Below are 26,473 nucleotides of genomic sequence, written 5' to 3'. Positions count from 1 at the left end.
AGGTTAAAAGATGGGACAAAATCGCGAGGACCGGAAAGCAAAAATCCGTGCGTATAAAGAAACGCCGCCTGACGCTGGTGTTTACCGTTTTTTAAACAAAGAAACAGGCGTATTTTTAATTGGAAAAACGATGAATCTAAAAGGCGCAGCTTCCAAGCTTGAATTTGGTTTAAAGCTAGGAGAGGGAAGCATGTTACCGCGTTATATGGCTGACGAGGCACGAAAATCAGGTGTGGAAAATATCACGTTTGAAGTGCTCGAACGCGTAGATGTGAAACCTGAAATGACACGTGAAGATATTCAAGAAGAATGTGACGTGTTATTTGAAATTTGGGAAGAAAAATGCGAAAAGGACCGCTAGCAATTGTTAGCGGTCCTTTTCGTTATTTTGTCACTTTTTTCTTTTTTAGTAAAAGTAAACCTGCGATGATGGCAGCGAACGCAACCCAAATGCTCACTGAGCTGTCGCCTGTTTGTGGCAGTTTCGTTGTCTTCGTAGTGCTTGAAGTGTTCTCAGGTTTTGCTTGGTCCACGTTGACTAACACAGCCGAATCCGCCTTTGAATACACATAAATGACTTCCTGTGCTTGAGCTGAAAAAGTTCCATTAGCCGCTCCTTCTGTTTTCACAAACGTATAGCCCGGAATTTCTTTTTTTGAAAAAGCAAAACTCGCGCCTAGTTCGCCCGTAAGTACAACATCATCTGCAATTTTATTGCCACTTTCATCTTGATATTTTGCCGTTACTGGCTTCGCCACATTTTGAAGTTCATTTTGCAAACTTGCCGTAAGCGAATTAACTTCGGAAACAGTGTACTTTTTACCGCCTAGCAACGTAGCAAGTTTATCACGTGCCGCTTTTAGAGCGGATAAATCATTATTTTGTAAAAGTACCTCTGCTTTGTCTAAAGCAGCTGTTGCCGCCGTTAAATCGATGGCCATAAGTTCTTTTTCCAAGATTGGATCATATGTTGGATTTACAGCTTCAGCATAGGTTGCGCCTAGAATAGCCACGTTAACATCATATAAGTTTTTCGCGTTTTGAATATTTTTTTCGATGGCCTGAATCTCTTCTGAGCTTAAGCTTTTCGCGTATTTAATCCGATTCAAGTGATGAAGAGCGAAACTTTTTGCGCTATCTAGAGAGTAACCGTTTACCTCTAAAATCGCCGTTTTAGTCCATAAAAGGTTGGATGGGGAAATACTGTTGATGTCTGGCTCGTTATAGGTTTTACCGTCCCTATCAAAAGCATAGAGGAACATACCAGCTAAATTATTTTCTCGAGAATATTTCGCAACTTGATAAATGTTAGACTGTTCATATGGAAGCGTTGCGTCATACCAACGATTAACAGGATCTTGTTCTTCGGGGAAAGTCAGGCCAGGTAAAAATTTATTTTTTGAAATGAAAGGAGAGTAAGCATCCGAAGCGAATGCTGTACGTTCTGCATTGCTACCGTATTGTTGATAGGCAAGTAAATCAAAACTATCGCTTACATTTTGGAAAGGTTTCGTATTTTGACCATTTGTATCATAGAGGAAGAGGGTTCCGTTGTTTGCCTTTGGACCAATATATTTCGAAAGCGCATTAATGACGCCATCTGAAATGCGGACTTCAGCATCGGTTGGAGAAGTTTCCATATCAATGTCAAGACCATCAAGTCCCCAAGGTAACATAAGTTCGTCTAGTAAGGCTTTTGCGTAGTCATCAAATTCTTTTTCAGTTGGAAAAGCGCCAGCATAAGGGATTTCGAGTAATTTTGTATAGTCGAAACCGCGAATCAATTTGACGCCTCGCGCATGAAGCTCCGGCTCATACTCTTCTTTTAATTTTTTAAAAAAAGGTTCGGCTAACTCTTCTTGACCGGGAGGCACATAACTGAACACATTCACAATATTAATCCCGTACGGAATGTCGCTCATAGATAGCCAGTTTTCATCTGGTAGGCTAGTGTTGACACCTTTCATCTCTTTATCTCGCCAAGCTCGGTAGTAAATCATAAAGTTTTTGCTTTCTGCTGCTTCGGCATGTTTTACGGGAGGGATTACGGGAATCAAACTAATACAAAGTAACATGACTAAACCAATAATAAAGCTTTTCTTCTTCATGTAAACACCCCTTTTTTTATTGTCGGAAACGAAAAGTAAACGCTTCCAAATGAAATTTTATCATAAATATATCATTTTCATATGTAAAAATTAAAGTATTTCGAGTAATAATCATAGAGATTAAGCAGGCAACATTGAAAGATAAAACATTTTGTTATAATGAAGCTAACGATAAACATTTTAACCTGAGGTGATGGAATGAAAAAAGTAGAAGAAAGAGATATTATTCGGATTTTGCCACTTTTCCAAAATGAAGCTGATAATTACTTGGCGACGAACAAACGAATCATTGAAAAAGCGGATATTTTTGCATGGTTTAAAACACCCGACCAAATCCCATATGTCGCTTATGAAGGCGATGCCCCGACCGCATACGGTGAAATTTGGGTGGACGATGAGGAAGGCGACTTGGAACTCGCGCATCTCATCACATCACAAGATTTTAGAGGACAAGGATACGGGAAAAAACTAGTCGAAGAATTACTTGAAGAAGCAAAGACGTTTCCCTATGACGACATTTTTATTCGCGTCCTGCCAGAAAACGCACGCGCCATTAAGCTTTACAAAAGTTTCGGTTTTGAAGAAATCAAGCCATTTGATGCCCGTTACGTCTGGATGAAACGAAAAAATTTACGTTAGAAGGTGTTAATATGTACCTTTCCATCAGTCAAATGATTCAAGAAAAAATTGCAGAACTGCGACAAGCGAATGAACGGCTCGTATTGAATTTAAATGACGGCGCTGGAAAATACTCGGATTATGATGCATCTTGCGCGCTGGATCTTTACTTCGATTTAATTGTTGTGGCACAAAATGAGGATTTAAAAGAGTATAGTAGCGTACTGCCATCTACACTCGGTTCAGTTTACATGAAACCGTATTCGCTTGCTTATTTAGATGAGCAAAACAGTTTAACAACCGCATCTATGGGCACTTTCGCTTTAGTTGGCGAAACAAGCGGCGTCATTTGCCAAAATGTAAAATTGAAGAGAGGGTAATCTGCTTATTTTTTGTAAGCAAGTTGCTTTACATTTTTATTGTTTAGTTATAAACTGTTGGTATAGAAAGGAGGCGCGACATGACTAGAAAGATTCATCACATTTCCGCGTTTATTAAAAATTTTGAGGTGTCCCATCATTTTTATCAAGATATTTTAGGTTATCGGTTTGTAAAAAATACAGTCAATCAGGCGAATATTCAAATGCGACACTTATTTTATGGCGACCAGAGAGGGAATCCGGGTACGCTGTTAACATTTTTTGAAATCCCGCGAATGGGGCACACGTACAATGAAAAAGCTTTTTTTGGCCTCATTACACTTGCCATTCCTAAAAATAGCGTAAGCTTTTGGCAAAAACGGTTAGCTGGTTTTGAGGTGGAAACATCATTGCAAGGAGGAAAACTGTATTTTACTGACCCTGATGGACTTGCATTTGCGCTTTCCGAAATTTCAGAGGAAATCAGTGAACAAAATGCGACGGCGCACACTGATATTCCAGCAGACAAGCAAATTATTCGCATTTTAGATGTCGTTTATCATATACCGGAGCCAGAAAAAACGAAAAAATTTCTCGCTGGTTTTGGCGTAAGCGAAGTAGCAACGGAACAAACTTTTTCTTTAGAGAAAACGAGGTTTGGCCGTGGCACAATTGATCACGTCGCTTACGAAGCAGCAAATAATGAAGAACTTGAAACCCTCTACAAGTTTGCAAAAGCAAATGAAATCGAGGTGGAAGAATATATTGACAGAGGCTATTTTATGAGCCTTTACGTCCGCGACCCATTCGGTTTAAGGATTGAATTTGCTGGCGTAAAGCCCGGATTCACATTGGATGAACCGGTAGAAGAACTCGGCACGCATTTTAGTTTGCCACCATTTTTAGAGGAAAAAAGAGCAGAAATTGAAACTTATTTTGGAGGGGAAAAATAATGATAAAAGATTTAAAAGGAATCCACCACGTAACAGCGATGACAAGTAGCGCCGAAAAGAACTATGAATTTTTCACAAACGTACTCGGCATGCGTTTAGTTAAGAAGACGGTCAATCAAGACGACATAGAGACGTACCATATGTTTTATGCTGACGATGCGGGAAATGCTGGGACTGATATGACCTTTTTCGATTTTCCGAATTTGCCAAAAGGCAGACCGGGGACGGATAGCATTTCAAAAACAAGCTTCCGCGTACCAAGTGATGCGGCGCTTGAATATTATAAGGACCGTTTCCAAAAATTAGACGTGCCGCATGAAGACATTAAAACATTATTTGGGAAAAAAGTGCTTGCGTTTCAAGACTTTGACGGGCAAGCCTTACAGTTAATTTCTGACGAACAAAATGAAGGAGTCGCGCCTGGCGTGCCGTGGAAGAACGGCCCAGTTCCCGAAAAATATGCGATTTACGGTTTAGGCCCAGTGTTCCTTACGGTTCCTTCGCTTGAAAATATGGATGCGGTATTGAAAGCGATTCTTGGCTTCCGTTTTGTTACCGAGGAAAATGGTTTGCACTTGTACGAAGTGGGTGAAGGCGGGAACGGCGCGCAAATTATTGTTGAAGAAAGAACGGACATTCCTAGTGCGATGCAAGGTTTCGGGGGTATTCATCATGTGGCTTTCCGCGTTGACAATCATGAGGAGCTCATGAAATGGATTGAGCGAATAAACAGTTTCCAAGCGCCGAATAGTGGTTTTGTGAACCGTTTCTATTTTGAATCGCTTTATGTGCCAGTGAGCCGCCAAATTCTCTTTGAATTTGCAACGGACGGTCCCGGCTTCACGAGCGATGAGCCCTACGAAACACTTGGTGAAAAGTTAAGCTTACCACCGTTTTTAGAAGGCAAACGGGCAGAAATCGAAGCACAAGTACGGCCAATCGATACAAAAAGGAGCTGAGCAAATGGAACACATTTTCATTCCCGGCGATAAAACGAAGAAGCCGCTACTTTTGCTGCACGGCACAGGCGGCGACGAACATTCTTTAGTGGAACTGGCAAGCCTTATTGCGAAGGGCGCACCAATTTTAGCATTACGCGGTGAAGTTTCAGAACACGGCGCAAATCGATTTTTCAAACGCTACAGCGACGGCAGCTTAGATTTAGCGGACCTCGCCGTACAGACAAAAAAATTGCTGCAAACAACACGCGAACTGGTGACAACGTATGATTTGGACTTCAGCGAACTTGTCGCGATTGGCTATTCAAATGGGGCAAATATTGCGGCGAATGCGATTTTGCAGGAAGTAGACGGCTTTCAAAACGCGATTTTATTTCACGCGATGCCAGCCGGAAATGCGCCGAAAAGTTTTTCCTTGGAAACGCGTCGCATTTTCCTAACGGCCGGTGTGAATGACCCACTTGTAAGCTTCGCTGCGTCTAAAAACTTGGTGGACCTGTTCCAAGCTCGCGCGGCACAAATTGAAACCGTTTGGACGGAAGCAGGACACAATTTGACGGCAGACGAAGTGCAGGCGGCAAAATTGTGGTATGAAAAATTGGGTGCGGAAGCATGAAGTTCTTGGCAGACGAGCTTTCCGAAAAAGAGAATTACAAGTTTTTAAGTGGTGCGATTATTCCGCGGCCGATTGCTTTTGCTTTGACGGTTTCTCCTGATGGTATCGTGAATGCGGCACCGTTTAGTTTTTTCAATGTTGTTTCGAGTGATCCGGCGATTGTGTCGATTGCGGTTCAGCGGCGGAACGGCGAAATGAAGGACACGGCGCGAAACGCGATTCAATCTGGCGAGCTCATGATTCATATTGTCAGCGAAGATTTTGTGCGTGATGTGAATGAAACGGCGGCGAACCTTCCGCCTGACGAGAGCGAGCTTGCGCGTACGAATTTACATCTTTCGTATGACGGGAATTTTGCGGTGCCGAAAATTGAGGAAGCCAAAATTAAACTGGCAGCGGCGGTCTGGCAAGTGCTCCAGATTCAAAATGATGCTCGTGAAATTACGGCTGACTTAATTTTAGCGCGCATTCTCGAATATGACATGGATGAGTCGGTTTTAAATGTGGAAAAAGGGTATTTACTTGCGGACGAAATCAAGCCCGTGTCGCGTTTAGCGGGCAGCGATTATGCGAAACTAGGCGAGCGTTTTAAGTTAAATCGCCCTAAATAAAAGTAATCAGCCTGATGGCAAACGGCAATTTTCGTTATTAAAATCGAATTTGCCAAGTTTGTTAGCAGGCTGATTTTTTTGGGCTTGAAGTTTCTTAGTATGCATGTTATGATGGCGGTATCTAAAAGGCTAGGAGGCTCAGCGAATTATGATTTGGATTAGACTTCGTTCCGGAAACGGTTCTTGCAACTAATTAAATAGTGCGGAGACTTGCGTTTATTTGGCGCGGGTAACGGGATTTGTCTATTCACAATTTGCGTGGCTTTAGTTTGATACGGAAATTTTTTTGAAGAGGCGAAGTATGTGCTTCTTTTTTTGTACGCTTTTTTAGGCGCAAATCTATACAATTCCTGACCGCACTGGAAGAAAACTATTTTTTCAGGAGGTCATTTTTTCATGAGTAAAAAAGTAATTTTAGTTGGTGTTAGTGGTTCTGATAAGAATTTTGAGTACTCAATGGTTGAGCTTTACAATTTGGCAGAGGCGAATCATTATGAGGTCATAGATACCGTGAAGCAAAACATGGAACGCGTGCATAAAGCGACTTATGTTGGAAAAGGAAAGGTAGAGGAGTTAAAACAAATTGCGGAAATGCTCGGTGCGAATGCGCTTGTCATGAATGATGAACTTACGGCATCACAAATTCGTAATTTAGAAGAGGCGGTTGGGCTGGAAATAATTGACCGGACAGCGCTTATTTTGGCGATTTTTGCAGAGCGCGCGAAAACGCGTGAAGCCCAGTTGCAAGTGGAAATTGCGCGCTTGAAATATGAACTTCCACGCCTTGCTGGTGGTGACGACAAACTCGACCAACAAAGCGGCGCAAGCGGCATGGCAAACCGTGGTTCAGGGGAGAAAAAAATCGAGAGCGACAGACGAATCATTAAAAATCAAATTCGCCATTTGACGAAAGAACTGGAAGAGATTGTTCAGGAGCGCGAAACAAGACGGCGTAAGCGGAAGAAAAATGAAATTCCTATAGTATCGCTTGTCGGGTACACAAACGCGGGGAAATCGACGACGATGAATGGCCTGGTTGAGCGCTTTAGTAAATCCGCCCACAAACAGGTTTTTGAGAAAGATATGCTGTTCGCCACACTCGAAACGAGCATACGCGAAATCATTTTACCAGACAAAAAACAGTTTTTGTTAACAGATACGGTTGGTTTTGTGAGCAAGCTGCCGACGCATCTCGTGAAGGCTTTCCGCTCAACACTTGAGGAGGCGAAGGAGGCGGATTTGCTGCTACACGTCGTGGATTATTCGGACGAAAATTATCAGGCAATGATAGAAACGACCGAAAAAACGTTAGAAGCTGTTGGGGTAAAGGATGTCCCTGTTTTATTCATCTACAACAAGGCCGATAAAGTAGCAGGAGCCGAGTATCCCGTACTGCAAGATGGTGGACTCATCTATTCTGCGAAAGACGTTGCTAGTCTTGCGATGCTCACAGAGGAAATTAAAAAGCAGATTTTTGAAGACTACAAAGAATTAACGTTTCTCATTCCATTTGACCGCGGCGATATTATTTCGTATTTAAACGAGCATGCGAGGGTGATCATGCAAGATTATACGGAACAAGGAACCGAACTCCGCGCTGAAGTTAGTCCTGTCGATGCGGAAAGATTTCATGCCTTTCAAATGAAATAATCAGCAATTTACGTGTTAAAATGGTAAAATAAACCGAATAGGAAAATGCAAAGTGAGGAAATGACATGAAAAAAAACATTTTTGGAGTCGCGGCATTTGCCGGGTTTATGTGCCATTCGTATTATGCAACGAAAAAATTAGTCGTCACTGATTATGCGATACGCTCAAGCAAAATTCCTGAGGCGTTTGATGGGAAAACATATATTCAACTATCTGATGTGCACAGTTGTTCATTTGGTCGATTTAACCATAAACTTATTAAAAAAGTCGCTTTAATGGAGCCGGACGGTATTTTTTTAACAGGTGATTTAATTGATGGTGATGAGCCGCAAAATGTTGCCATTGCATTAGTTCGCAAACTAAAAAAAATCTGTCCGCTCTATTACATAAGTGGTAATCATGAGCAGAAAAGTGCTTTGTTTGAAGATTTGCTCCGCTCATTAAAAGAAGAGGGCGTTCAAATTTTGCATAATGAGCATTTGTTTTTGGAAGAAAATGGGGAACGAATTGCGCTTGCTGGCGTGGATGATCCGACTTTCCATTTGCCGGAAGAGGAGAAGTCTAGTTGGGCGGAGCATAAATTTGATATGAGCGGCATTGTGCAGGAGGAAATTGAACGTGCGACGGCGAAGATTCCGCGTGATGCGTTCACTATTTTACTCGCACATCGTCCGGAATACTGGTCGATTTACCAAAATATGCCAGTGGATCTTGTTTTGTGTGGTCACGCACACGGCGGACAGATTCGCTTACCACTCACAGAAGGGCTATTTTCCCCCGGACAAGGGTTTTTACCGAAATTAACGGCCGGTTGTCATTTGGCAAATGGGAAAGCCATGATTGTGAGCAGAGGGCTTGGCAATACAACGATTGTGCCGCGTATTTTGAACAACCCAGAAATTGTGCGCCTTTATTTGAAACGAGAAAATTAAGACTAAAGTAGGAAGTGTTTTAAAGTAATTCTCTTTATAATAAAAATATAAATGTATATTATTTTACAGGAGGGATTTGCATGAAAAACAGAAAAATGATTGGAATTGCCGCAACACTCGTTTTATCGCTCGGGGTTTTAGCAGCTTGTGGAGATAATGATGACTATCGTTCAAGTGATAATAAAGATGCTAAACAGTCTTCTTCATCAAAAAGTTCTTCCACACAACAAAATGATTTGAATGGAAAAACGTTTAATTTATCGATGGAAGATGCCATTAATAAATTCCAAGAAAAAAACAAAAACGCTGATTTGACGTCTGTAAAATTAGAATATGAGCATGGCAAAGTTGTCTATAAAGTAGAAGGTATGGACGACACGAATGAATATGAAATGGTGTTCGATGCTGATTCAGAAGAAGTGCTACAAGATTCGAGTGAAGCGCTTGATATGGACGACAAAAACGAACGTGCTAATGAAAAAATTGATGTAACAAATGTGATTTCAATGGATGAAGCGATGCAAAAAGCAGTAGCTGAAGTAGATGGCGCTGTAGAAAGTGTTGAACTAGATCGTTCTTACAACGATACGGTTTATGATGTATCGATTCAAAATGGTGCAAATGAATCCGAAGTGCGTCTAAGTGCTCAAGACGGTTCAATCATAAATGTTGAAAATGACTAAAAAGATTCCTCGCCTTGTAAAGGTGAGGTGTTTTTAATTTAAAACAGCGCATAAAATTAGTCAGCTCTTACCCCTAGTGCGAGCTAAGAGATTTAAACTTTCACAAGAAGCGCATCCATGGTAAACTAAGACTAGGCAAAAATAGAAAAGAGTGTGGCAATGGCAGTAAACAAATTATTTCATTTTTATTTTAAAAAACTGGGGAATTGGAATTTAATTTATAGTTTTATGAAGGGATACTGGGTGGGATACATACTTATTTGTCTTTTACTTAGTGGAGCAACAATCGTTAGCTTTATATATCTTTCAAATTCACTCGCGTGGGGCATGCTCAGCATAACAGTATTGCTAATTAGCCTGTTGTTTCACACGATGATTGTTAGAAAAGCTCGTAGATACATTAAATTAAACTATCAAATTCGAAATTTTAATGAGCTGGGAAAATTCAAACAATATCTTCTCTATGCATATTTAAAACGAAATGGCTTTATCACGCGAGAAGACTTGGATAAGTTAATTTTATTTATTCAATCACAGAATAAACAAGTTAACGAATTTAAAAAATGGAATTTGCTAGGAATCGTCATGAGTGTCTTTATTGCCGTTTTTTTAGCTATTTTTGGAGGAAGTTTCTTATTTCAAGTTTTTGATGGGAAAAGTAGAGTTATCGTTGCGCTTATCATTATTATTTTAGCCGTGGTATTTTATTATTTAGGAAAAATGATGGAACAATTGTTCCGACATTTCACTAAAAAAGAAGCGCGTTTAAGTTTTCACTTAGTGCGTCAGATTATTGCGATTCAAACCGTTCTTTTAACAAGTGAAAATACGGAATATAGTCCTTTTCTTGCGATAGAGAAAAAAGTGCAGGAAAATCCATTCTTACAGGAAATCATTCTTTCCAAATCCTTTTTGTGATACAGGTTACTAAAAACAGAGAGAAGAGGGTATGAGATGGAAAAAGGCCAAAAAGAGACAATGGAAACAAGATGTTACAAGGAAATTAAAAGGAGAATTCAGTCGGGGGAGTACGAATCGGGCACACGTTTAATTGAAACAACGATTTCGCGAGAATTAGAAATAAGTCGCACACCAGTAAGAAAAGCAATTGCAATGCTCACTGCAGATGGGTTTGTAGAAAATCTGGATTACCGCGGAGCTATCGTAAAGAGTAGCAAAATATCCAAAGATAATTATATTGAAATCTTAGATATTGTCGGTTTGTTTTTAAAGCATACGATTGAACGCATCGAAGCTAAAAAAATTAGATTTGATCAGCGAATATTGAGCCCTAAAAGAGTCGAGTTTGAATGGCAAGTGCGTAATGGTGACGAAACGGCTTATACGACTTATTGTCGTACGGTGGTGCTGGAACTGGTGAACTGCCTGAAAAATGATTATTATCATGAAATCTTAGTTAGTTATTTCGATAAAATTAATCAATTTGCAGATAATGAAGTTCTTCTTATTTTAGAACATTCGGGCCCTGAACTTGTCAACAAGTTAAATGACCTTATAAGTGCAATCGAATGCGAAAATTATCTTGAGGCTAAAATGATAGTAGATGAAACAACCGAATTTCAAATATTATCAGCCTACCGCTAAGGGGATTATTTCATAAATATAAAAAGCATAAATCTAGTATTCATGCCATTTTCAAAAATGGATTTTACTGGATTTATGCTTCTTTTTTTGCCCATCATTCAGCAATCTTGACTACATAGCGACCTGCAATGCCGCCGTCCATAATTTTGCGAAGCGCTTCCGGCAGTTCATCTAACGTAATTTCAGTTAACAGCGGAGGAAGTTTTGTGACACGCAAATCAGTTGCGATATGTTCCCAAATTTCCACACGCTTTTCATACGGGCAGTACACAGAGTCGATGCCGCGTAGATTTATGCCGCGCAAGATGAACGGGAAAACCGTTGTTTCCAATTTTCCAGAAAGTGCCATGCCGCATGCTGCAACCGTGCCACCATATTTTGTAGCGGACAACAAATAGCCTAGCACCTCACCGCCGACACAATCGACCGCGTGAGCGAAACGTTCCGTATTTAATGCCCGTTTTTTTTCGGGATTAAAATCTGACCGAGTGACAACTTGCGCTGCACCAAGTTCGCAGAGTAGCGTTTTGCTCCCCGAGTTTCCACTGGAGGCGACTACTGAAAAGCCTTTTTTAGCAAGCATGCCCGTTGCAATACTCCCAACGCCGCCTGAAGCCCCACTAACAGCAACAGCCCCATCGTCTGGTTTCGCGCCATCATCTAAAAGGGCTTGCACGCTTAGCGCCGCCGTAAAACCAGCCGTACCATAACACATGGCTTCGCGTAACGATAAATTTTCTGGGAGCGGAACGACCCATTCTTTTGGTACACGAATGAATTCGCTGAAACCACCAAAATGGCTTACGCCTAACCCATAACTTGTGACGATAACTTGGTCGCCTTTTTTAAACAGAGAAGATTTTGATTCTGTGACAATACCGCTTGCGTCAATTCCTGGAATAAACGGGTAGTTTGTAACAATTTTTCCGTCTGGCAAAGTTGCGAGAGCATCTTTGTAGTTGATGCTAGAATAGTGTACGCGTATGGTTACATCGCCTTCTGGTAAGGCAGTGAAGTCAGTTTCAGCGACAGCGACATCTGCGTCTTGGTTTACGAATAAAGCGCGAAATTTAGACATAATATTCCTCCTACTTTTAATACATATGTTAAATGTAACGAAAAGTGAAGCGTTATTCAAATGAAAATGGTTTTTAAATTACGTTTTGGGTATAATAAAAGAGGAATTGTCAGGAAAGAAGGTAAATGACATATGGAAAAAGTTCTTCTTATTGTAAATCCATCATCGGGGAAAGAAAAAGCGAAAGTCTACATGGAAAAAGCAGAAAAAGTTTTGAAAAATCGTTTTGAAAATGTGGAGGTTCGGCTCACGGAAAAAGGTGGTGACGCGACGGAATTTGCCTCTTTGGCTGCCGAAGAAGGTTTCCATGCAGTAATTGCTATGGGTGGTGACGGCACATTAAATGAAACGATTAATGGACTTGCTAAACATGATAAGCGCCCGGCGTTTGGATTTATCCCACTTGGTACAGTAAATGACTTGGCGCGTTCGACGGGAATCCCACTAAAACCAGCTAAAGCGATTAAAATGCTTGAAACAGCAGTTTTAAAACCGATGGACGTTGGAAAAATTGATGACCAATACTTCATGAATGTCTTAGCCATTGGCATGATTGCCCAAGCGGTCGATCAGGTGAGTGTGGAACAAAAAACGAAATTTGGTCCTGTTGCGTATTTTATTGAAGGGCTAAAGGCGTTTAATCGGCATGAATTGCTCCATTTTAAAATTCGGAGTGAGGAAGTGGATTTTGATGATCAAGCAGCATTAGTGGTTGCTGGGCTTACGAATTCAGTTGGCGGGATGGAGAAATGGGCGCCAGAAGCTGAATTAGATGATGGCTTACTCCATGTTTTCATCCTAACCAAGCTTGGTTTAATTGATGCGGCTAACATTCTTCCGCAACTTGTCATGGGAACGCTGAAAAATGCGAATGGTGTAGAGTATTATAAGATGAGTCATTTGGAGATTGAAGCGAGTGGGGAAGATATTTCTGTGAACGTGGACGGTGATCCGGGTCCAAGTTTGCCTGTTAAAATTGATGTTTTACCAAGTCATTTGGAGTTGTTTGTACCTGAAAAACAAAATAAGAAAAAGATGTTTGGTAGGCTATTTTAGCGGAAATTTGCTACAATAAAGGTGAGATGGTAAAAGGAGGCAATAGTCATGGAACAACTTGATGTGGTCTATAAAGGGCTTGCAAATTTAAAGATGAATTTTAAGGCTGTTCCGGGGAAACTTTATTTGACGCCAACTAAATTGGTGCATCAGCCAAATGAATATTTTGATGAGGAACTGGTTATTTCTTTTGACGATGTAGCTAAAATTCGCGGAGTAAAGACGAAAATTTTTGGTAAGGAAGTGATTCCTAATATCATTGAAATTCAACTAAAAAACGGGGATACTTACCAATTTGTAGTAAATAAGCAGAAAAAATGGCTTGAAGCGATTACAAAATTGTTTTCGGAAAATGGTCAGGCAGAAAAATTAGATAATTAGGGGTGGGGCTTACGACAAGTAGCCCTTTTTTATTTGTAAAATAGGCAATATGCCCTCTTTTAGTGAGTAGTTATTTTGTGTTAAGATAGTTCAAATGAAAGCAAGAGGTGATGAGTTTCATGAGAGAAACACGTCTTGAGAAAAACAAACGCAAAAAGGCGAAATGGCATCGTAGAAAGAAGTATGGTGGTATAAGTCTTATTCTTCTTATGGGCATACTAGGCGGAAGTTTTTATTTTTACATAGATGATGTGAAGCAGACACCTAAAGAGCAAGTGACACCGTCTCGAGTGGTAGAGGCAAATGTGGATGCTGAAAAAGCGATTGATGTGTATCTACAAGAAATAGGTTTTAACGGCACTGTTTTTATTGAAGATAAGGGTAAATATGTGATGAATAAAGGATACGGCACTGCGGATTTAGTGACAGGAAAGAAAAATCAAACGGATAGTGTTTATTTGATTGGTTCCATGCAAAAAGCGATTATTGCAACGGCATTTATGCAACTTGTTGAGCAGGGGAAGATTGGCTTAGATGATTCTATTCAAAAATATTTGCCACATTTTCCAAACGGACAAGCGATTAAAATTAAAAATTTTCTAGGGCATACGAGCGGATTAAACGAACGTAAAAAGAGCAATGGTGCGGTTACACCAGATCAAATTGTGAAAGATATTGAACGTGCGGGAGTTAAAGAGAATCCGGGGAAATGGCATTATTCAGATGATAATTACGCGGTGATTGCTTACTTAATTCAGCAAATTTCAGGCATGAAGATGAGCGACTATGTGACACAACATGTATTTACGCCTGCTGGAATGACTACAGCGGGATTTGGCCCGAGCTTTTATAAGCTCTCGGCACATACGGCGAGTTATTATACGAAAAAGGGTGAGCTTATTTCAGCGCCGTTTACAGAAGATATGTCGCAGCTTTTTGGTGCTGGGGATATGTATATGACGGCAACTGATGTGAAAAAATTTGATGACGCACTGCTTTCTGGGAAGTTCATTTCACAGGCAGGGGTTAAACGCCTTTTGCAAAAAGGGGCTGGAAAATATGGTTTCGGTCTGTATGATTTTGGGGATTATCATATTTCGAGAGGCGTACTTTACGGATATGAGTCTGCCAATGTTTTTACGAAAGACCATACAAAAACGATTATTTTATTAACAAATGCAAGAAATCCCGCGACTAAAACAGCTTTTTATGTGGATACGAGAAAAATTCTGGATATTATGGAAAAAAATTAGGCTGATTAAAAAAGTCGTGCTATAATAGTGTCAGAACTTGATGACACAGGAGGAAATAATTGGTGGAAATAACGGTTCGAAGTAAAATTCAAGACAATAAAGTGACTTTTTCAAGTGATTTTGGTGAAGGTGTCGGCACTTGGATGGACGAGGAGCCAGACCCGGGGAGGAAGTACACGGTAGAAGTGACGATTCCCGAAAAAATCACGTTTGAGTTTTTAAACGAAAGCGAAGAAAAGCACTGCTTAATTGAAATCGATGAAGATGAGAAAATTCATATTGTTGGTCAACTTGAAGATTATGAGGAAGATGGCTTTGCTGTTCTGCGCCTTGAAGAGAGCATCATTTGTTTCGACACGGATTTTGATGAGCAAATTGAACATTTGCACGGGAAATTCATAGATGTGATTGTTTCTGAGATTAGACTTAATAGTGTAGGTATATAAATAGAGAAAGAGGTCGGGCTGATAAAGCCGACCTCTTTTATGTTTGTTAACTATACATCGCCAAAACCTTCATCATCTTCTCTAAATCATCTTCTGACTTTGCGAAAAGCATGAGCCGTCTGCGGTCGGTTTCAATCACTAAAACGCCGTCTTCCGATAAATTCATTCGTTCGATTTTCGAGTAAGGGAAAAAGAGTAGGGCGTAAAATAAGCCATCTTCTTTAAAAACGACATTTGAACTGCGGAAAAAACTGATATAAATAAACAATACAGCCAAAATACCGAGTAAAACAGTCGTTGAGAAGGGACCGTTTCGCGAAATATTCATACCGAACAAAAGAATAATTAACCCGATAAATATGTATCCATCCCACTTTCCACGTGAACGAAGGCGGGCTTTTAGTTTTGTCTGACCTTTCCAGAAAGTGATAACAACGCCGTCATAGAGAATAAAAGCTAAGGCACCTATACTGAAAATAAGTAGAAAAATGTTTGTAGCCGTCCACTCCATTTATACTTCACTCACATTCTTTTAAAATTACTTCCTCATCATTGTAGCATAGAAAGAACAGACAAGGAACCTAGGACACCCCAGATTCCTCGCTGTTTTAGATGATTTAACCGAGTGGTGAATAATTTGCTGGTGGCAGACCGAGAATACCTGTCGCATAACCAACAATACCCACTACGAAAAGACCTAAAATGAGCCAAAGTGGATTGACTTTTTTCTTCAGAATCCACATACATAAGAAGGTGAGTCCTAAAGCTAGTAGACCCGGCATTAATTGGTCTAAAATACTTTGAACAGTCGTTTCTACTTTTTTACCATTGTCGTCGGTTGTTGTGTAAGCAACAAGTGGCACATAAATCGTTGTCCACTTGTTTACGAGCGCCCCCATAACGAATAGTCCGAGAATCGAAGCACCTTCCGTTAATTTTTGGAGTACACCGCCACTCATATCGGAAACAACATCGGTACCTTTTGTATAACCATAAAAGACACCCCAATAACGGAAACCAAGTCGAATCGCGTTAAAAAGTACGAAGAACAAAATCGGACCAATAATACTACCATCTGTGGCAAAACCTGCGCCTAGTGCGGCGAGAACGGGCCGAACAGTACCCCAGAAAATTGGGTCACCTACACCGGCAAGTGGCCCCATAAGACCAACCTTAATCCCGTTTATTGCGCCTTCGTCAATATCAGCTCCGTTTGCTTTTTGTTCTTCCATCGCGCTTGTTACCCCTAGAATTGGAGCAGCCATATACGGATGTGTGTTAAAGAATTCTAAGTGACGTTTAATAGCAAGTTCGCGTTCTGGACCTTTTTCAGGATATAAGCGTTTAATCACAGGGATAACAGAAAAACAAAATCCGAGTGATTGCATACGTTCAAAGTTCCATGAACCTTGGAAAAGATTTGAGCGAATGAAGACGCCCATTAAATCACGCTTCGTTAATTTTTTTTCACCAACTGTAACTTGTTCATTAGCCATGTTTATTATCCCCCTTTCTTAGTCGTCCAAGTCGTCATCTAAGTCATCATCTGATTGGCGTTTTCCGCCGCCACCGCCGTACTGCTCAATAGCCGCTTTAAGTTGGTATTTAGGATTGAGCTGAATGTAAACAATTGCTGCTACAAGTCCTAGAACACCAAGTGCTACCAAGTTGAAGGCAGTAAATGCCGCAACGACAAATCCTAAGAAGAAGAACGGCATTAAATATTTCGCTTGCATCATATTAATAACCATCGCATAACCAACAACAACAATGAATCCGCCAGCTACGTTTAATCCATTTACGATAACATCTGGAATGGCATTCAACATATTTGTAACGGCATCAGTACCAACTGTTACAGCGACAATCATTGCAGGAATCGCGATACGCATCGCTTGCAGTAAAAGTGCTGTGACGTGAATCCAGTCGAGACTTCGGAGGTTACCGGCTTTTCCGGCTTTATCCGCCATATGTTGGAAAGCAACAGTGATTGTACGAACTAAAATGGTTAAGACTTGACCTAAAGCTGCAAGTGGAATGGCAAGTGAAATCCCAACACTAATATCTTGCCCTCCAGTAATAACTAAAATGGTTGAAATGATGGAAGCTAGCGCTGCATCTGGCGCAACGGCTGCCCCAATATTCATCCAACCAAGAGCGATCATTTCAAGGGTACCACCAATAATAATACCAGTTGTTATATCCCCAAGAACTAGTCCGATGAGTGTACAGGCAATTAACGGACGATGCGTTTGCCATTCATCGAGGATACTCCCCATACCGCTGACACAAGAAACTAAAAATACAAGAACGAGTTGTATAGCAGTCATTATTTTCCCTCCCAGTTTTAATAAAATACATATAAGATCGATTTTTTTAGAAAAAAGAAGCGCTTAATTTGCACTATGAATTATTCTTCAATAAGCGGTATTAGTTGAACTTTGTTATCTGAAGCTACTTTGCGGATTTCAAGTTCGATGCCACGTTTGGCCAACTCACGGAAAGAAGTCTTGTCCTGTTCATCTACTGAAACGGCGTTCGTAATTTGTTTCTTGCCTTCACGGAATGCCATGCCGCCGATGTTGACGGACTTAATATCCACACCATTTTCCACCAATTTTAAAACGTCCGTCGGATTCGTAAATAACATCATAACGGGTGTAGTCGCATATTTCGGGTTGTTGTATACGCGAATTCCTTTGTCAACATCGACAACGCTCGCTTTAACACCAGGCGGCGCAACTTGTGTAAGTAAAGTTTTACGCACTTGATCTTTTGCAACATCATCATTGATGACAATAATGCGTTCTACTTGTGTTTCTTTAGTCCATACTGTAGCTACTTGACCGTGAATTAGACGGTCATCAATTCTTGCTAGACGAATATCCATTATAAATCGTCCTCCCCTTCATTTTCATTTGTAGTTGGTAATGTTTGTTTTAATGATTTCACTCCCTCACTACCCGCACGAATCGCAATGTCAACTAAATCGCTGAGGTTAGCGCCAGCCCTCATTGCGAGGGTTTCAAGCAGCATGGGAATGTTCACACCTGTTACAACATCCATGTTTTCTTCCGGTAAGGCGATGGTACTGGAAGCGTTATAAGGACTTCCGCCAAAGAGGTCAACCATAAAGATAACGCCTTGCGAAGAGTCAATTAAATTCAGCTTTTCTTTATATTTGGCAATCAAAGTATCCGTGTTTTCACCGGGAACAAATGTAATGTATTCTACATTTTCCTGTTTGCCAATGATCATTTCAGCCGACTTTAATAATTCACGGGCTGATTCACCATGTGTGCCAATGATAATCCCTACTGGCATCATTTATCTCCTCCTTCTTGACGAATTTAAAATCCCGCAATCTTATAGAATGCAAGAAGCATGCCGATTTAGAGTATCCCCCCTTAATTCTTGATAAATCAGTGTAGAAAGCAATTGTCTGATATGTAATATATTGTGCCTAATACGCTAAAGAAGGTTTCCAATACACTAATTTTATTTTGACACATAAACTACATTACCCTGTAAAATTGGAGTGCAAACAAAAAAAGAGGCAAATCTTGCCTCTTTGGTGCTATGGTGTTTTTTGTAAATAAATATCTTTTAGAATGTCGTGGATGTAGTAAATTTCATCTTTTGTTAAAGAAAGATTCATTCGTTTTCTGACGGCTTCATTTGCTGCTTCTAGGGCAGTTAAAATGTGGGGGTCGAAGCTTTCTTTTGATTCACGATAAATCAAACTGTCGTTTATGACCATTCTTTCGAGGGCGCATCCGACGTGTATGAGAAGGTTGATCTGGTGGGCGCTGTCGATTTTTTGACCGAGATTTTCTACCAAAACAGAGCTGAAGGTATTTAAAATGTCAATGGTTTTTTTCGGGTTCAAATACGTGAGAAATTCATTCAGGCTGTCTTCCACGACTTCTTTTGTAATGCGGTTTGTTTCACTTTTTTGGACGAAAATATTTCGCTGTTTGACGAGGCTAACGAGGTGTTCCTCACCATCACTCGCGAATAAACGTTCAATCGGAATGAAGGGAATCGACATTTTGGGATCGGCAATCCCAACCGCCATCAGAATGTCGTATTCGTTTTGAAGTTCTGCAAGGCGCGGCTGCATTTCTGCTACACTAATTGGGACAACGTGAATGTGCTCGGTCGTTATTGTATCTAAAATGTTTTCAATGAAAATTTGTAATTTCTCGGCCGTACCTTCACCAGTTGCGCAAATTGTCACGATCGCATGGGGCTTGCCAGTTGGGTCTTGCAAATCATTGTCGGAAGCATAGCCACCGTAGCCGCGGAAGTCTTTTAGTGAGTCATAAATGCTGTCGATATCCATGTCTAAAATATTGGATTTCCGTACCGACTCGATGACCGTCGCCGTGGATACCATATCAATAGAGCGAACTTCAATCCCCGTGCGCTCAGCAATGACTTGTGCAAAACCAGTAAGGGAACCCATGTCAACGAGCAACAAGACGCCGCGTCCCATATCGAGTTCTTTGGCCCGTTCCGTCAGTTTATCAAGCACAACTTTAGGGCTTTGGTCGAGCGGCATGTCGATTCCTTCCACGAGTCCATCACCGAGCAGTTTTTTAGCAACGCCGACCATGCTGGTAGCCGTATTGTTACCGTGCGCCGCAACTAGGACTGCAACCCGGGCGTTCTCCTGTTCTTTTAAGAGCGAACTAATTAACAGCGTTAAGTACATCACTTCCATGTTGGGCACGCGAATGTGAAAGACAGCTTCAATTTCATCTTTTATTTCACAAGAAATCTCGTAAGCTTCCGGTTTATCGTTAATAACCGTTTCGATGTTCGTATATTTTAACGGCTTGTTACTTTCTACTCTTTTAATAAAGGAAGTTAAATGGAGACTAAACGCTAAAACAAATCGTTCGTTCAGCTTTTTGTGTAGGTGACGCTCGGCGCGTAGTTTGATTTCTTCGGCGAAATTCAAAATGTCTTCATTGACGATTTTTAAAATGTTCTCACGCGTCTGAATCGTGTTTTTAAATTTGTTATAAAAGCTATTTAAATGAATGTCGATATCCATCGTAATAAATTTTTTAATATCATCATCTAGAACGCCTTGATCCATTAAAATAGAAGCTTTGTCTTCGATGATTTTATACAAATTAAAGTTCGGTTCATATTCATCAGTTGTGATGAGCGGACGAATTTGTTCAGGATAAATGGTCGTGTATGGCTCAAGATATTCCGATATTTCCTGTAATTCTTTACGGCGGCCACTAAAATGGAAGAAACCATCTTTAATTTCAATTGGTAACGTCTTAAAGTCAATTAAAATGGCATCATCTTGATCGAAACTATTTAAAAATCCTTGTGCGCAAACAAGTTGAATATTCGATTTTAGTTGCCCGATATTTCCGCTAGTCGTATTGCCAAGCAGTGCTTTCGCGGCTTCATCTTCAATCCGAATAGGTTTATTGACGCGGTGCGCTTCATTGGAAAGTAAGTGGGTGAGCAGTTCTACACGTTCTTTCGCCGTCCGCTCATCAAGTGAGGGAAGCGAAACTGTAATCGGAATGCGTCTTACAAACGTTTTTAATAGAGAAGATTCGGGGTTTTCGGTCGTTGCTCCGATAATTAAAACATTCGATTTTCGTTTGCGATCCGTTTCGCCAAGTTTATTGAAGGTGCCAGAATCCATCAGGTAGAAAATCATTTCTTGGCCTTCAGGAGGAAGGCGGTGAATCTCGTCTAAAAACAAAATGCCGCCGTTTGCTTTTTCAACGAGGCCTTCTTTTTCGCCGTCAGCGCCAGTGAAAGCGCCTTTTACGTGCCCAAAAATATGCGACATAAGCAGTTGCGGATTGTTATAGTAGTCCGCACAATTGAAGACGATAAACGGCGCGTCTTGCGTTAAACGATTTGCATGATGGGCGAAACGATACATTAAATTGGCGAAGAGTGTTTTCCCAACACCCGTTTGTCCTAAAATAAGCGTATGAAGCCCATTTGGTGGATAAAGCATGGCTGCTTTCGCTTGTTCGACAGGTGTTTTCAAACTTTCGCTAGCGCCAATTAAGTTTTCAAATGGACTTTTTTTCATTGTGTCGGAAGTGAAGAGAGCTAAAAGATCTTCTGTCTGACTAAAGGTGAGTTCGTCTTCAGAGAGAGGGCGTTCGATTGCTTCTTCAATCGTTTGTCGAACGAAGTAAAGAACTGGTCGGCTGTTTACTTTGACAATTTTCCCTTGTCTGAAAAGTTCATTGAGTTCCATGCTGACATTATTTCTTAAAATATGTAAGTCATTCGCGATGATGGTTGCTGTAAAGCCGTCTTTTTCAGCAATTTGTTTGCGGATTGTTGTTTTGGAAGATAAATCCGCTAAATGTTGATAAATTTTATCAATACGCTTCAACTTAAACCCACCTTTTTAAATTTAATGGCATCGGAGTGTATTAGAAATAAATAATACACTAGCTCTTTCTGTATTAATTTTAGCACGGTTAATGAAAATGTCAATCTACTACATCAAACAGGTTTTTCCTTTACAAATAGAAACAAAAGTGTAAAAATAAGGGTGTCTATTTTTATTTTCTATGCACTCGTCTTTTGAGTGAGTAATCACTCATTTTTTAACAACTATTAATTTGTGAATTAAGGTACAATCAAAAGAAAAAATGTGATATTTTGAACATGTAATGGGGAAGGATGAGAAAAATGATTCATGTCGGACTTGATGTCGGCTCAACTACAGCAAAAGCCGTCGCATTGAATGAAGAAGGAGAAATTCTATTTCAAACATACCGCAGACACTATTCGGACATCAAAAAGGTAACGCTACTAATTATGGAAGATTTAAAGGAAAAATGTTCAACAGACGAAATGACCTTTAAGATTACGGGTTCTTCCGGCCTTGCGATTTCAAAATTCTTGGAAGTGGATTTTGTTCAGGAAGTAATCGCTTGTACAGAAGCTGTAGAAAAAGTGATTCCAGAAACAGATGTCGTTATTGAACTTGGCGGGGAAGATGCAAAAATTATTTATTTTTCAGGCGGAATTGAACAGCGCATGAATAACGCATGTGCGGGTGGAACGGGTGCATTTATTGATCAAATTGCAACGCTTGTTCAAACTGATCCAACAGGCTTAAACGAATTGGCGAAAAACGCTCAAACTATTTATCCGATTGCCTCAAGATGCGGAGTGTTCGCGAAAACAGACGTTCAGCCACTTTTAAATGAAGGTGCCAGAAAAGAAGATATTGCGGCGTCCATTTTCCAAAGTGTCGTAACGCAAACGATTTCTGGACTTGCTTGTGGGCGTCCAATTCGAGGGAAGGTAGCGTTTCTAGGCGGGCCGCTGACGTTTTTGGATCAATTGCGCTTTCGTTTTACGGAAACACTTAAAATGAAGGAAGAAGATATTATTGCGCCGCTAAACGCGGAGTATTTCATTGCGCTTGGCACGGCGTTTACTGGGTTTGACAGTGAGGCCATTTCAATCGACAGTGTGACGCGCCGCTTGTCGGGCATGGATTTATCCAGCCTCGCAAAAGATACGGTGACGCTACCCCCACTTTTTACAAAAGCAGAAGATTTAGTGGCCTTTCGGACAAGACACGGTGAGATGAAGGCGCCACGTGCAGAGTTGTCGAGTTACATAGGTGATGCGTATCTGGGAATTGATGCGGGTTCAACGACGACAAAACTTATTTTGATGGGGACAAACAACGAAATTTTATATAGCTTTTATGGAAGTAATAATGGGAATCCGCTTCAGTCGGTCATTGATGCGACGAGTGACTTGTATGAAAAACTGCCGGAAGAAGTACAAATTGTGCAGTCGGGTATAACGGGTTACGGTGAATCGCTTATTAAGGCGGCGCTTAAAATTGATGTTGGCGAAATTGAAACGGTCGCGCATTACCGGGCGGCACGCGAGTTTTTACCGGATGTTGATTTTATTTTGGATATCGGCGGACAAGATATGAAATGTATGAAAATTAAAAATCGCGCACTGGATAGCCTGATGCTAAACGAGGCTTGTTCGGCTGGTTGTGGTTCGTTTCTTGAAACGTTTGCTCATACGCTTGATGTGCCAATCGAAGAATTTGCAGAGCGTGCGCTTAGTGCGAAGGAACCCGTTGATTTAGGTTCGCGCTGTACGGTCTTTATGAACTCAAAAGTCAAACAAGTTCAAAAAGAGGGCGTAACCCTTGAGGATCTATCGGCGGGGCTGGCGTATTCCGTTGTGAAAAATGCGCTCCAAAAAGTAATCAAACTTCGCAGTCCAAAAGATATCGGTGAAAAAGTCATCGTACAAGGCGGAACGTTTTATAACGAAGCGGTTTTGCGTGCTTTTGAACTCTTAACCGGACGCGAAGTTGTGCGCCCAGATATTGCCGGCATGATGGGGGCATACGGGGCGGCGCTAATCGCGCGTGAACATTATGAAACAGGCGAAGTGACTGAAATGCTTGTTTTGGAAAAATTACGCGAATTTAGTGCGGAGACATCGCAGTCCAGATGTAACTTGTGCAGCAATACATGTCAATTAACCGTGACGCGCTTCGGCGACGACCGCACGTTTGTAAGTGGCAACCGCTGTGAACGCGGCGAGCGAGTGGAGACGACTCGGAATTTGCTGCCCAATTTGTACGCGTATAAACTAAAACGCACGTTTGATTACAAGGCGCTGAAGAAAACCGAAGCAACAAGAGGTTCAATTGGTATTCCGCGCGCTTTGAATGTGTTTGAAAATTACCCGCTATGGTTTACTATTTTCAACCAGTTGGGTTACCGGGTTGTACTCTCTAGTAAATCATCGAAAAACCTATATGAAAAAGGCATCGAAACGATTGCGTCAGAAGCCGTTTGCTATCCAGCAAAACTAACGCACGGGCACGTGATGGATTTAGTGCGCAAAAAAGTCGATGCAGTCTTTTATCCATCGGTCGTGTACGAAAAACCCGAATTTGGTGAAGCAACAAACAACTTTAACTGTCCTGTTGTGGCCGGCTATCCAGAAGTGATTCGTGTGAATGTTGATGCGCTCGAGGAAAAAGAAATCCCAATGTTTAGCCCGTTTATCGCGCTTGACAATGAAAAATCATTTATCGAAACGATGAAACTTACTTTCCCTGACATCCCAGCCGAAGAAATGGAACAAGCCGTTTTGGCTGGCCTTGCCGAAGCTGAGAAATGCCGTCTAGATATTCAAAATGAAGGTGAAGCGGCACTGGAGTACATGGCGAAAAACAAAGTGAAGGGTATTGTGCTTGCGGGTCACCCGTATCACATAGACCCAGAAGTGAACCACGGCATTCCAGAACTCATTACGATGAACGGGATGGCCGTTTTGACCGAAGATTCGATTTCGCACCTCGGCGAAATGGAGCATGATTTGCGCGTTGAAAACCAGTGGAAATACCACGCAAGACTTTACCGCGCGGCAAGCTTTACGGGGAAAAGGAAGGACTTGGAGTTCGTCCAATTGACATCATTCGGGTGCGGACTTGATGCGATTACGACGGATATGTGCCAAGAAATCATTGAAGGTCACGGAAAAGTCTATACACTTCTTAAAATTGATGAAATCAACAATTTAGGGGCGGCTAGAATCCGCGTGCGCTCTTTAAAAGCGGCGATTGACGAGCGGGATAGAAACGGCGTCTTGCCAACTGAAATGGCGCCACCAGAACCGAGAACGCTCTTCACAAAAGAAATGCGCAAAGCAGGCTACACCATTTTAGCGCCACAACTTGCGCCAACGCATTTTGCCCTTCTTGAAGCGGCCGGTCGAGTTAGCGGTTATAACTTGGAAGTCTTGCCTGCCGTTACACCGCGTGCTGTTGACGAAGGTTTGCGCTACGTCAATAATGATGCCTGCTACCCAGCCATTTTAACCATCGGACAAATGATGGATGCGCTGAAACATGGCGATTATGATTTGAATAAAACGGCCGTTCTCATGACACAAACAGGCGGCGGTTGCCGGGCGACCAATTACATTTCAATGCTCAAAAAAGCGCTCCGTGAAGCCGAAATCGAAGGCATTCCAGTTATCTCGCTAAACGCGAATGGACTTGAGAAGCAGCCTGGGTTTAAGCTTTCACCAAAACTATTAACGAGGTTTATGGCGGGGCTATCTATCGGTGACGCGCTAGATCGCATGTTGTACAGGACCCGGCCGTATGAAGTCACACCAGGCAGTGCGAATAAGTTGTATCACGAGTACCTCGGAAAAGCGAAGACACTCATGGAACAATATTCCTTTAGAGCGTATAAAGCTTTTGCAAAAGAAATGGTCGACGCGTTTGATAAGCTGCCAATTAGCTCGGAGAAGAAACCTCGTGTCGGCGTTGTGGGGGAAATTTTGGTGAAGTTCCACCCAGGTGCCAACAACAGTATTGTTGACGTCATCGAACAAGAGGGCGGGGAAGCTGTCGTGCCAGATTTGGTCGACTTCCTGCTATATTGCTGCTATGACGACCATTTTGCGGCCAATACGTTCGGTCGTTCAAAAGTGAAATCATTTGCGAAACAAAGCCTTGCGATTCCCGCCATCAATCAGTACCGCAAGCCAGTCACAGATGCGCTTCGTGCGAGCACGCGTTTTGACGCCCCAGAAAGTATTGAAGTTATCGCTGAAAAAGCGAGCCAATTGTTGTCACTCGGAAACAAAATGGGGGAAGGCTGGTTCTTAACGGGCGAAATGTTCGAGCTGTTAGATAGCGATGTGCCAAATATTGCCTGCTTGCAGCCGTTCGCTTGTCTTCCTAATCACATTACTGGGCGCGGCATGATTAAAGGGCTTAAAAAGCTCTATCCACATGCGAACATTATGTCGATTGACTACGATGCTGGGTCGAGTGCGGTCAACCAATTGAATCGCATTAAACTGATGCTTTCGATAGCCAAAAAAGGCATGGAAGATGTGCAGGAAGAAGGAAAAGTGAGCACGGGGGCGAAGCGCTTTAATCCCAAAAATGCCATTCTCGACAAAGCGCGAAAAGTCCGCGAGAGCGCGCCTGCCGCAAAAATCGGCGAAACCGTGAAGCGCGCGAAAGAAAGTGTGCCCGCCGAAACGATTGCACAAGTCGCAAGGAGCGAGCAAGGCTGTTGCGGTGGAGGGTGTCAGTGCGATTGCCGTGAGTAACACTTGTAAATTTCGTTTCTTCCGTTACA

Annotated in this window: 25 protein-coding genes; 17 read left to right on the top strand and 8 right to left on the bottom strand. The window is 41.6% G+C overall.

The window, feature by feature from the left end; translation table 11 throughout:
• Positions 1-10: 10 nt before the first annotated feature.
• Positions 11-361 (top strand): GIY-YIG nuclease family protein, encoded by a 351-nt coding sequence (locus CFT42_RS03605; protein ID WP_088809273.1) that lies wholly within the window; start codon positions 11-13, stop codon positions 359-361.
• A gap of 22 nt (positions 362-383) precedes the next feature.
• Here the strand turns inward: CFT42_RS03605 and CFT42_RS03600 are convergent, their stop codons facing one another.
• Entirely contained in the window at positions 384-2,108 is a 1,725-nt protein-coding gene (locus CFT42_RS03600; protein ID WP_088815392.1) for an EndoS/ChiA family endoglycosidase, read from the bottom strand.
• 198 nt (positions 2,109-2,306) lie between these two features.
• Here CFT42_RS03600 and CFT42_RS03595 point away from each other — a divergent pair, with 198 nt between their 5' ends.
• From CFT42_RS03595 to CFT42_RS03545, 11 genes are all read left to right on the top strand, one after another.
• Positions 2,307-2,747 (top strand): GNAT family N-acetyltransferase, encoded by a 441-nt coding sequence (locus tag CFT42_RS03595; RefSeq protein WP_088815391.1) that lies wholly within the window; start codon positions 2,307-2,309, stop codon positions 2,745-2,747.
• Between the two features lie 11 nt (positions 2,748-2,758).
• Positions 2,759-3,106, top strand: coding sequence for an iron-sulfur cluster biosynthesis family protein (locus CFT42_RS03590; RefSeq protein WP_088815390.1), 348 nt, complete (start codon positions 2,759-2,761; stop codon positions 3,104-3,106).
• An 80-nt stretch (positions 3,107-3,186) separates the two neighbouring features.
• A complete protein-coding gene (locus tag CFT42_RS03585) occupies positions 3,187-4,038 on the top strand; it encodes a VOC family protein (protein WP_088815389.1) in 852 nt (283 codons plus the stop codon).
• On the top strand, positions 4,038-4,997 hold the full coding sequence (locus CFT42_RS03580; RefSeq protein WP_088815388.1) for a ring-cleaving dioxygenase: 960 nt from the start codon (positions 4,038-4,040) through the stop codon (positions 4,995-4,997). Before CFT42_RS03585 ends, CFT42_RS03580 begins: the two co-directional genes overlap by 1 nt.
• Before the next feature lie 4 nt (positions 4,998-5,001).
• Positions 5,002-5,613, top strand: coding sequence for an alpha/beta hydrolase (locus tag CFT42_RS03575; RefSeq protein WP_088815387.1), 612 nt, complete (start codon positions 5,002-5,004; stop codon positions 5,611-5,613).
• Entirely contained in the window at positions 5,610-6,224 is a 615-nt protein-coding gene (locus CFT42_RS03570) for a flavin reductase family protein (protein ID WP_088809266.1), read from the top strand. Before CFT42_RS03575 ends, CFT42_RS03570 begins: the two co-directional genes overlap by 4 nt.
• Positions 6,225-6,620: 396 nt before the next feature.
• Positions 6,621-7,874, top strand: coding sequence for a GTPase HflX (hflX, locus tag CFT42_RS03565; RefSeq protein ID WP_088815386.1), 1,254 nt, complete (start codon positions 6,621-6,623; stop codon positions 7,872-7,874).
• 65 nt (positions 7,875-7,939) lie between these two features.
• Positions 7,940-8,806, top strand: coding sequence for a metallophosphoesterase (locus CFT42_RS03560; protein ID WP_088809264.1), 867 nt, complete (start codon positions 7,940-7,942; stop codon positions 8,804-8,806).
• 80 nt (positions 8,807-8,886) lie between these two features.
• Positions 8,887-9,489 carry a PepSY domain-containing protein gene (locus tag CFT42_RS03555; RefSeq protein WP_088809263.1) on the top strand — a complete coding sequence of 201 codons (603 nt, stop codon included), beginning with the start codon at positions 8,887-8,889 and terminating at the stop codon, positions 9,487-9,489.
• A 159-nt stretch (positions 9,490-9,648) separates the two neighbouring features.
• On the top strand, positions 9,649-10,407 hold the full coding sequence (locus tag CFT42_RS03550) for a hypothetical protein (protein WP_088809262.1): 759 nt from the start codon (positions 9,649-9,651) through the stop codon (positions 10,405-10,407).
• Positions 10,408-10,467: 60 nt separating this feature from the next.
• Positions 10,468-11,094, top strand: a complete 627-nt coding sequence (locus CFT42_RS03545; RefSeq protein ID WP_240310319.1) for a GntR family transcriptional regulator — start codon at positions 10,468-10,470, stop codon at positions 11,092-11,094.
• 94 nt (positions 11,095-11,188) lie between these two features.
• Here CFT42_RS03545 and CFT42_RS03540 read toward each other — a convergent pair whose 3' ends face one another.
• Positions 11,189-12,172 (bottom strand): oxidoreductase, encoded by a 984-nt coding sequence (locus CFT42_RS03540; protein WP_088815385.1) that lies wholly within the window; start codon positions 12,170-12,172, stop codon positions 11,189-11,191.
• A gap of 132 nt (positions 12,173-12,304) precedes the next feature.
• On the opposite strand from CFT42_RS03540, the gene CFT42_RS03535 reads away from it, so the two are divergent.
• From CFT42_RS03535 to CFT42_RS03520, 4 genes are all read left to right on the top strand, one after another.
• A complete protein-coding gene (locus CFT42_RS03535) occupies positions 12,305-13,228 on the top strand; it encodes a diacylglycerol/lipid kinase family protein (protein ID WP_088809259.1) in 924 nt (307 codons plus the stop codon).
• 48 nt (positions 13,229-13,276) lie between these two features.
• Positions 13,277-13,609, top strand: a complete 333-nt coding sequence (locus CFT42_RS03530; RefSeq protein ID WP_088815384.1) for a GRAM domain-containing protein — start codon at positions 13,277-13,279, stop codon at positions 13,607-13,609.
• A gap of 119 nt (positions 13,610-13,728) precedes the next feature.
• Positions 13,729-14,862 carry a serine hydrolase domain-containing protein gene (locus tag CFT42_RS03525; RefSeq protein ID WP_159458140.1) on the top strand — a complete coding sequence of 378 codons (1,134 nt, stop codon included), beginning with the start codon at positions 13,729-13,731 and terminating at the stop codon, positions 14,860-14,862.
• 62 nt (positions 14,863-14,924) lie between these two features.
• Positions 14,925-15,308 carry a hypothetical protein gene (locus tag CFT42_RS03520; protein WP_088809454.1) on the top strand — a complete coding sequence of 128 codons (384 nt, stop codon included), beginning with the start codon at positions 14,925-14,927 and terminating at the stop codon, positions 15,306-15,308.
• 46 nt (positions 15,309-15,354) lie between these two features.
• Here the strand turns inward: CFT42_RS03520 and CFT42_RS03515 are convergent, their stop codons facing one another.
• The 6 genes from CFT42_RS03515 to CFT42_RS03490 form a co-directional block, all read right to left on the bottom strand.
• Positions 15,355-15,819: an Lmo0779 family protein gene (locus CFT42_RS03515; protein WP_088809256.1), complete on the bottom strand. Its 465-nt coding sequence runs from the start codon at positions 15,817-15,819 to the stop codon at positions 15,355-15,357.
• A gap of 106 nt (positions 15,820-15,925) precedes the next feature.
• A complete protein-coding gene (locus CFT42_RS03510) occupies positions 15,926-16,804 on the bottom strand; it encodes a PTS mannose transporter subunit IID (RefSeq protein ID WP_088809255.1) in 879 nt (292 codons plus the stop codon).
• An 18-nt stretch (positions 16,805-16,822) separates the two neighbouring features.
• Positions 16,823-17,638, bottom strand: a complete 816-nt coding sequence (locus CFT42_RS03505) for a PTS mannose/fructose/sorbose transporter subunit IIC (protein WP_088809254.1) — start codon at positions 17,636-17,638, stop codon at positions 16,823-16,825.
• A gap of 80 nt (positions 17,639-17,718) precedes the next feature.
• A complete protein-coding gene (locus CFT42_RS03500) occupies positions 17,719-18,198 on the bottom strand; it encodes a mannose/fructose/sorbose PTS transporter subunit IIB (RefSeq protein WP_088815382.1) in 480 nt (159 codons plus the stop codon).
• Complete coding sequence (locus CFT42_RS03495) at positions 18,198-18,632, bottom strand: mannose/fructose/sorbose PTS transporter subunit IIA (protein WP_088809453.1); 435 nt, start codon at positions 18,630-18,632, stop codon at positions 18,198-18,200. Before CFT42_RS03495 ends, CFT42_RS03500 begins: the two co-directional genes overlap by 1 nt.
• A 253-nt stretch (positions 18,633-18,885) precedes the next feature.
• A complete protein-coding gene (locus CFT42_RS03490) occupies positions 18,886-21,702 on the bottom strand; it encodes a sigma-54-dependent transcriptional regulator (RefSeq protein ID WP_088815381.1) in 2,817 nt (938 codons plus the stop codon).
• A gap of 302 nt (positions 21,703-22,004) precedes the next feature.
• Between CFT42_RS03490 and CFT42_RS03485 the strand changes: the two genes are divergently transcribed.
• Positions 22,005-26,444 carry a 2-hydroxyacyl-CoA dehydratase gene (locus tag CFT42_RS03485; RefSeq protein WP_088809251.1) on the top strand — a complete coding sequence of 1,480 codons (4,440 nt, stop codon included), beginning with the start codon at positions 22,005-22,007 and terminating at the stop codon, positions 26,442-26,444.
• The last annotated feature ends 29 nt before the right edge of the window (positions 26,445-26,473 follow it).

It is taken from the genome of Listeria goaensis, assembly GCF_900186125.1.
GTDB classification, from domain to species: Bacteria; Bacillota; Bacilli; order Lactobacillales; family Listeriaceae; genus Listeria; species Listeria goaensis.
The sequence above is the reverse complement of the archived record's forward strand: the minus strand, read 5'-3'. Positions and strand labels throughout refer to the sequence as shown.

What these genes read in the sequence shown, in the direction of transcription:
- CFT42_RS03605 (WP_088809273.1), top strand. Translation starts at nt 11, where the DNA reads ATGGGACAAAATCGCGAGGACCGGAAAGCAAAAATCCGTGCGTATAAA.
- CFT42_RS03600 (WP_088815392.1), bottom strand. Translation starts at nt 2,108, where the DNA reads ATGAAGAAGAAAAGCTTTATTATTGGTTTAGTCATGTTACTTTGTATT.
- CFT42_RS03595 (WP_088815391.1), top strand. Translation starts at nt 2,307, where the DNA reads ATGAAAAAAGTAGAAGAAAGAGATATTATTCGGATTTTGCCACTTTTC.
- CFT42_RS03590 (WP_088815390.1), top strand. Translation starts at nt 2,759, where the DNA reads ATGTACCTTTCCATCAGTCAAATGATTCAAGAAAAAATTGCAGAACTG.
- CFT42_RS03585 (WP_088815389.1), top strand. Translation starts at nt 3,187, where the DNA reads ATGACTAGAAAGATTCATCACATTTCCGCGTTTATTAAAAATTTTGAG.
- CFT42_RS03580 (WP_088815388.1), top strand. Translation starts at nt 4,038, where the DNA reads ATGATAAAAGATTTAAAAGGAATCCACCACGTAACAGCGATGACAAGT.
- CFT42_RS03575 (WP_088815387.1), top strand. Translation starts at nt 5,002, where the DNA reads ATGGAACACATTTTCATTCCCGGCGATAAAACGAAGAAGCCGCTACTT.
- CFT42_RS03570 (WP_088809266.1), top strand. Translation starts at nt 5,610, where the DNA reads ATGAAGTTCTTGGCAGACGAGCTTTCCGAAAAAGAGAATTACAAGTTT.
- hflX (WP_088815386.1), top strand. Translation starts at nt 6,621, where the DNA reads ATGAGTAAAAAAGTAATTTTAGTTGGTGTTAGTGGTTCTGATAAGAAT.
- CFT42_RS03560 (WP_088809264.1), top strand. Translation starts at nt 7,940, where the DNA reads ATGAAAAAAAACATTTTTGGAGTCGCGGCATTTGCCGGGTTTATGTGC.
- CFT42_RS03555 (WP_088809263.1), top strand. Translation starts at nt 8,887, where the DNA reads ATGAAAAACAGAAAAATGATTGGAATTGCCGCAACACTCGTTTTATCG.
- CFT42_RS03550 (WP_088809262.1), top strand. Translation starts at nt 9,649, where the DNA reads ATGGCAGTAAACAAATTATTTCATTTTTATTTTAAAAAACTGGGGAAT.
- CFT42_RS03545 (WP_240310319.1), top strand. Translation starts at nt 10,468, where the DNA reads ATGGAAACAAGATGTTACAAGGAAATTAAAAGGAGAATTCAGTCGGGG.
- CFT42_RS03540 (WP_088815385.1), bottom strand. Translation starts at nt 12,172, where the DNA reads ATGTCTAAATTTCGCGCTTTATTCGTAAACCAAGACGCAGATGTCGCT.
- CFT42_RS03535 (WP_088809259.1), top strand. Translation starts at nt 12,305, where the DNA reads ATGGAAAAAGTTCTTCTTATTGTAAATCCATCATCGGGGAAAGAAAAA.
- CFT42_RS03530 (WP_088815384.1), top strand. Translation starts at nt 13,277, where the DNA reads ATGGAACAACTTGATGTGGTCTATAAAGGGCTTGCAAATTTAAAGATG.
- CFT42_RS03525 (WP_159458140.1), top strand. Translation starts at nt 13,729, where the DNA reads ATGAGAGAAACACGTCTTGAGAAAAACAAACGCAAAAAGGCGAAATGG.
- CFT42_RS03515 (WP_088809256.1), bottom strand. Translation starts at nt 15,819, where the DNA reads ATGGAGTGGACGGCTACAAACATTTTTCTACTTATTTTCAGTATAGGT.
- CFT42_RS03510 (WP_088809255.1), bottom strand. Translation starts at nt 16,804, where the DNA reads ATGGCTAATGAACAAGTTACAGTTGGTGAAAAAAAATTAACGAAGCGT.
- CFT42_RS03505 (WP_088809254.1), bottom strand. Translation starts at nt 17,638, where the DNA reads ATGACTGCTATACAACTCGTTCTTGTATTTTTAGTTTCTTGTGTCAGC.
- CFT42_RS03500 (WP_088815382.1), bottom strand. Translation starts at nt 18,198, where the DNA reads ATGGATATTCGTCTAGCAAGAATTGATGACCGTCTAATTCACGGTCAA.
- CFT42_RS03495 (WP_088809453.1), bottom strand. Translation starts at nt 18,632, where the DNA reads ATGCCAGTAGGGATTATCATTGGCACACATGGTGAATCAGCCCGTGAA.
- CFT42_RS03485 (WP_088809251.1), top strand. Translation starts at nt 22,005, where the DNA reads ATGATTCATGTCGGACTTGATGTCGGCTCAACTACAGCAAAAGCCGTC.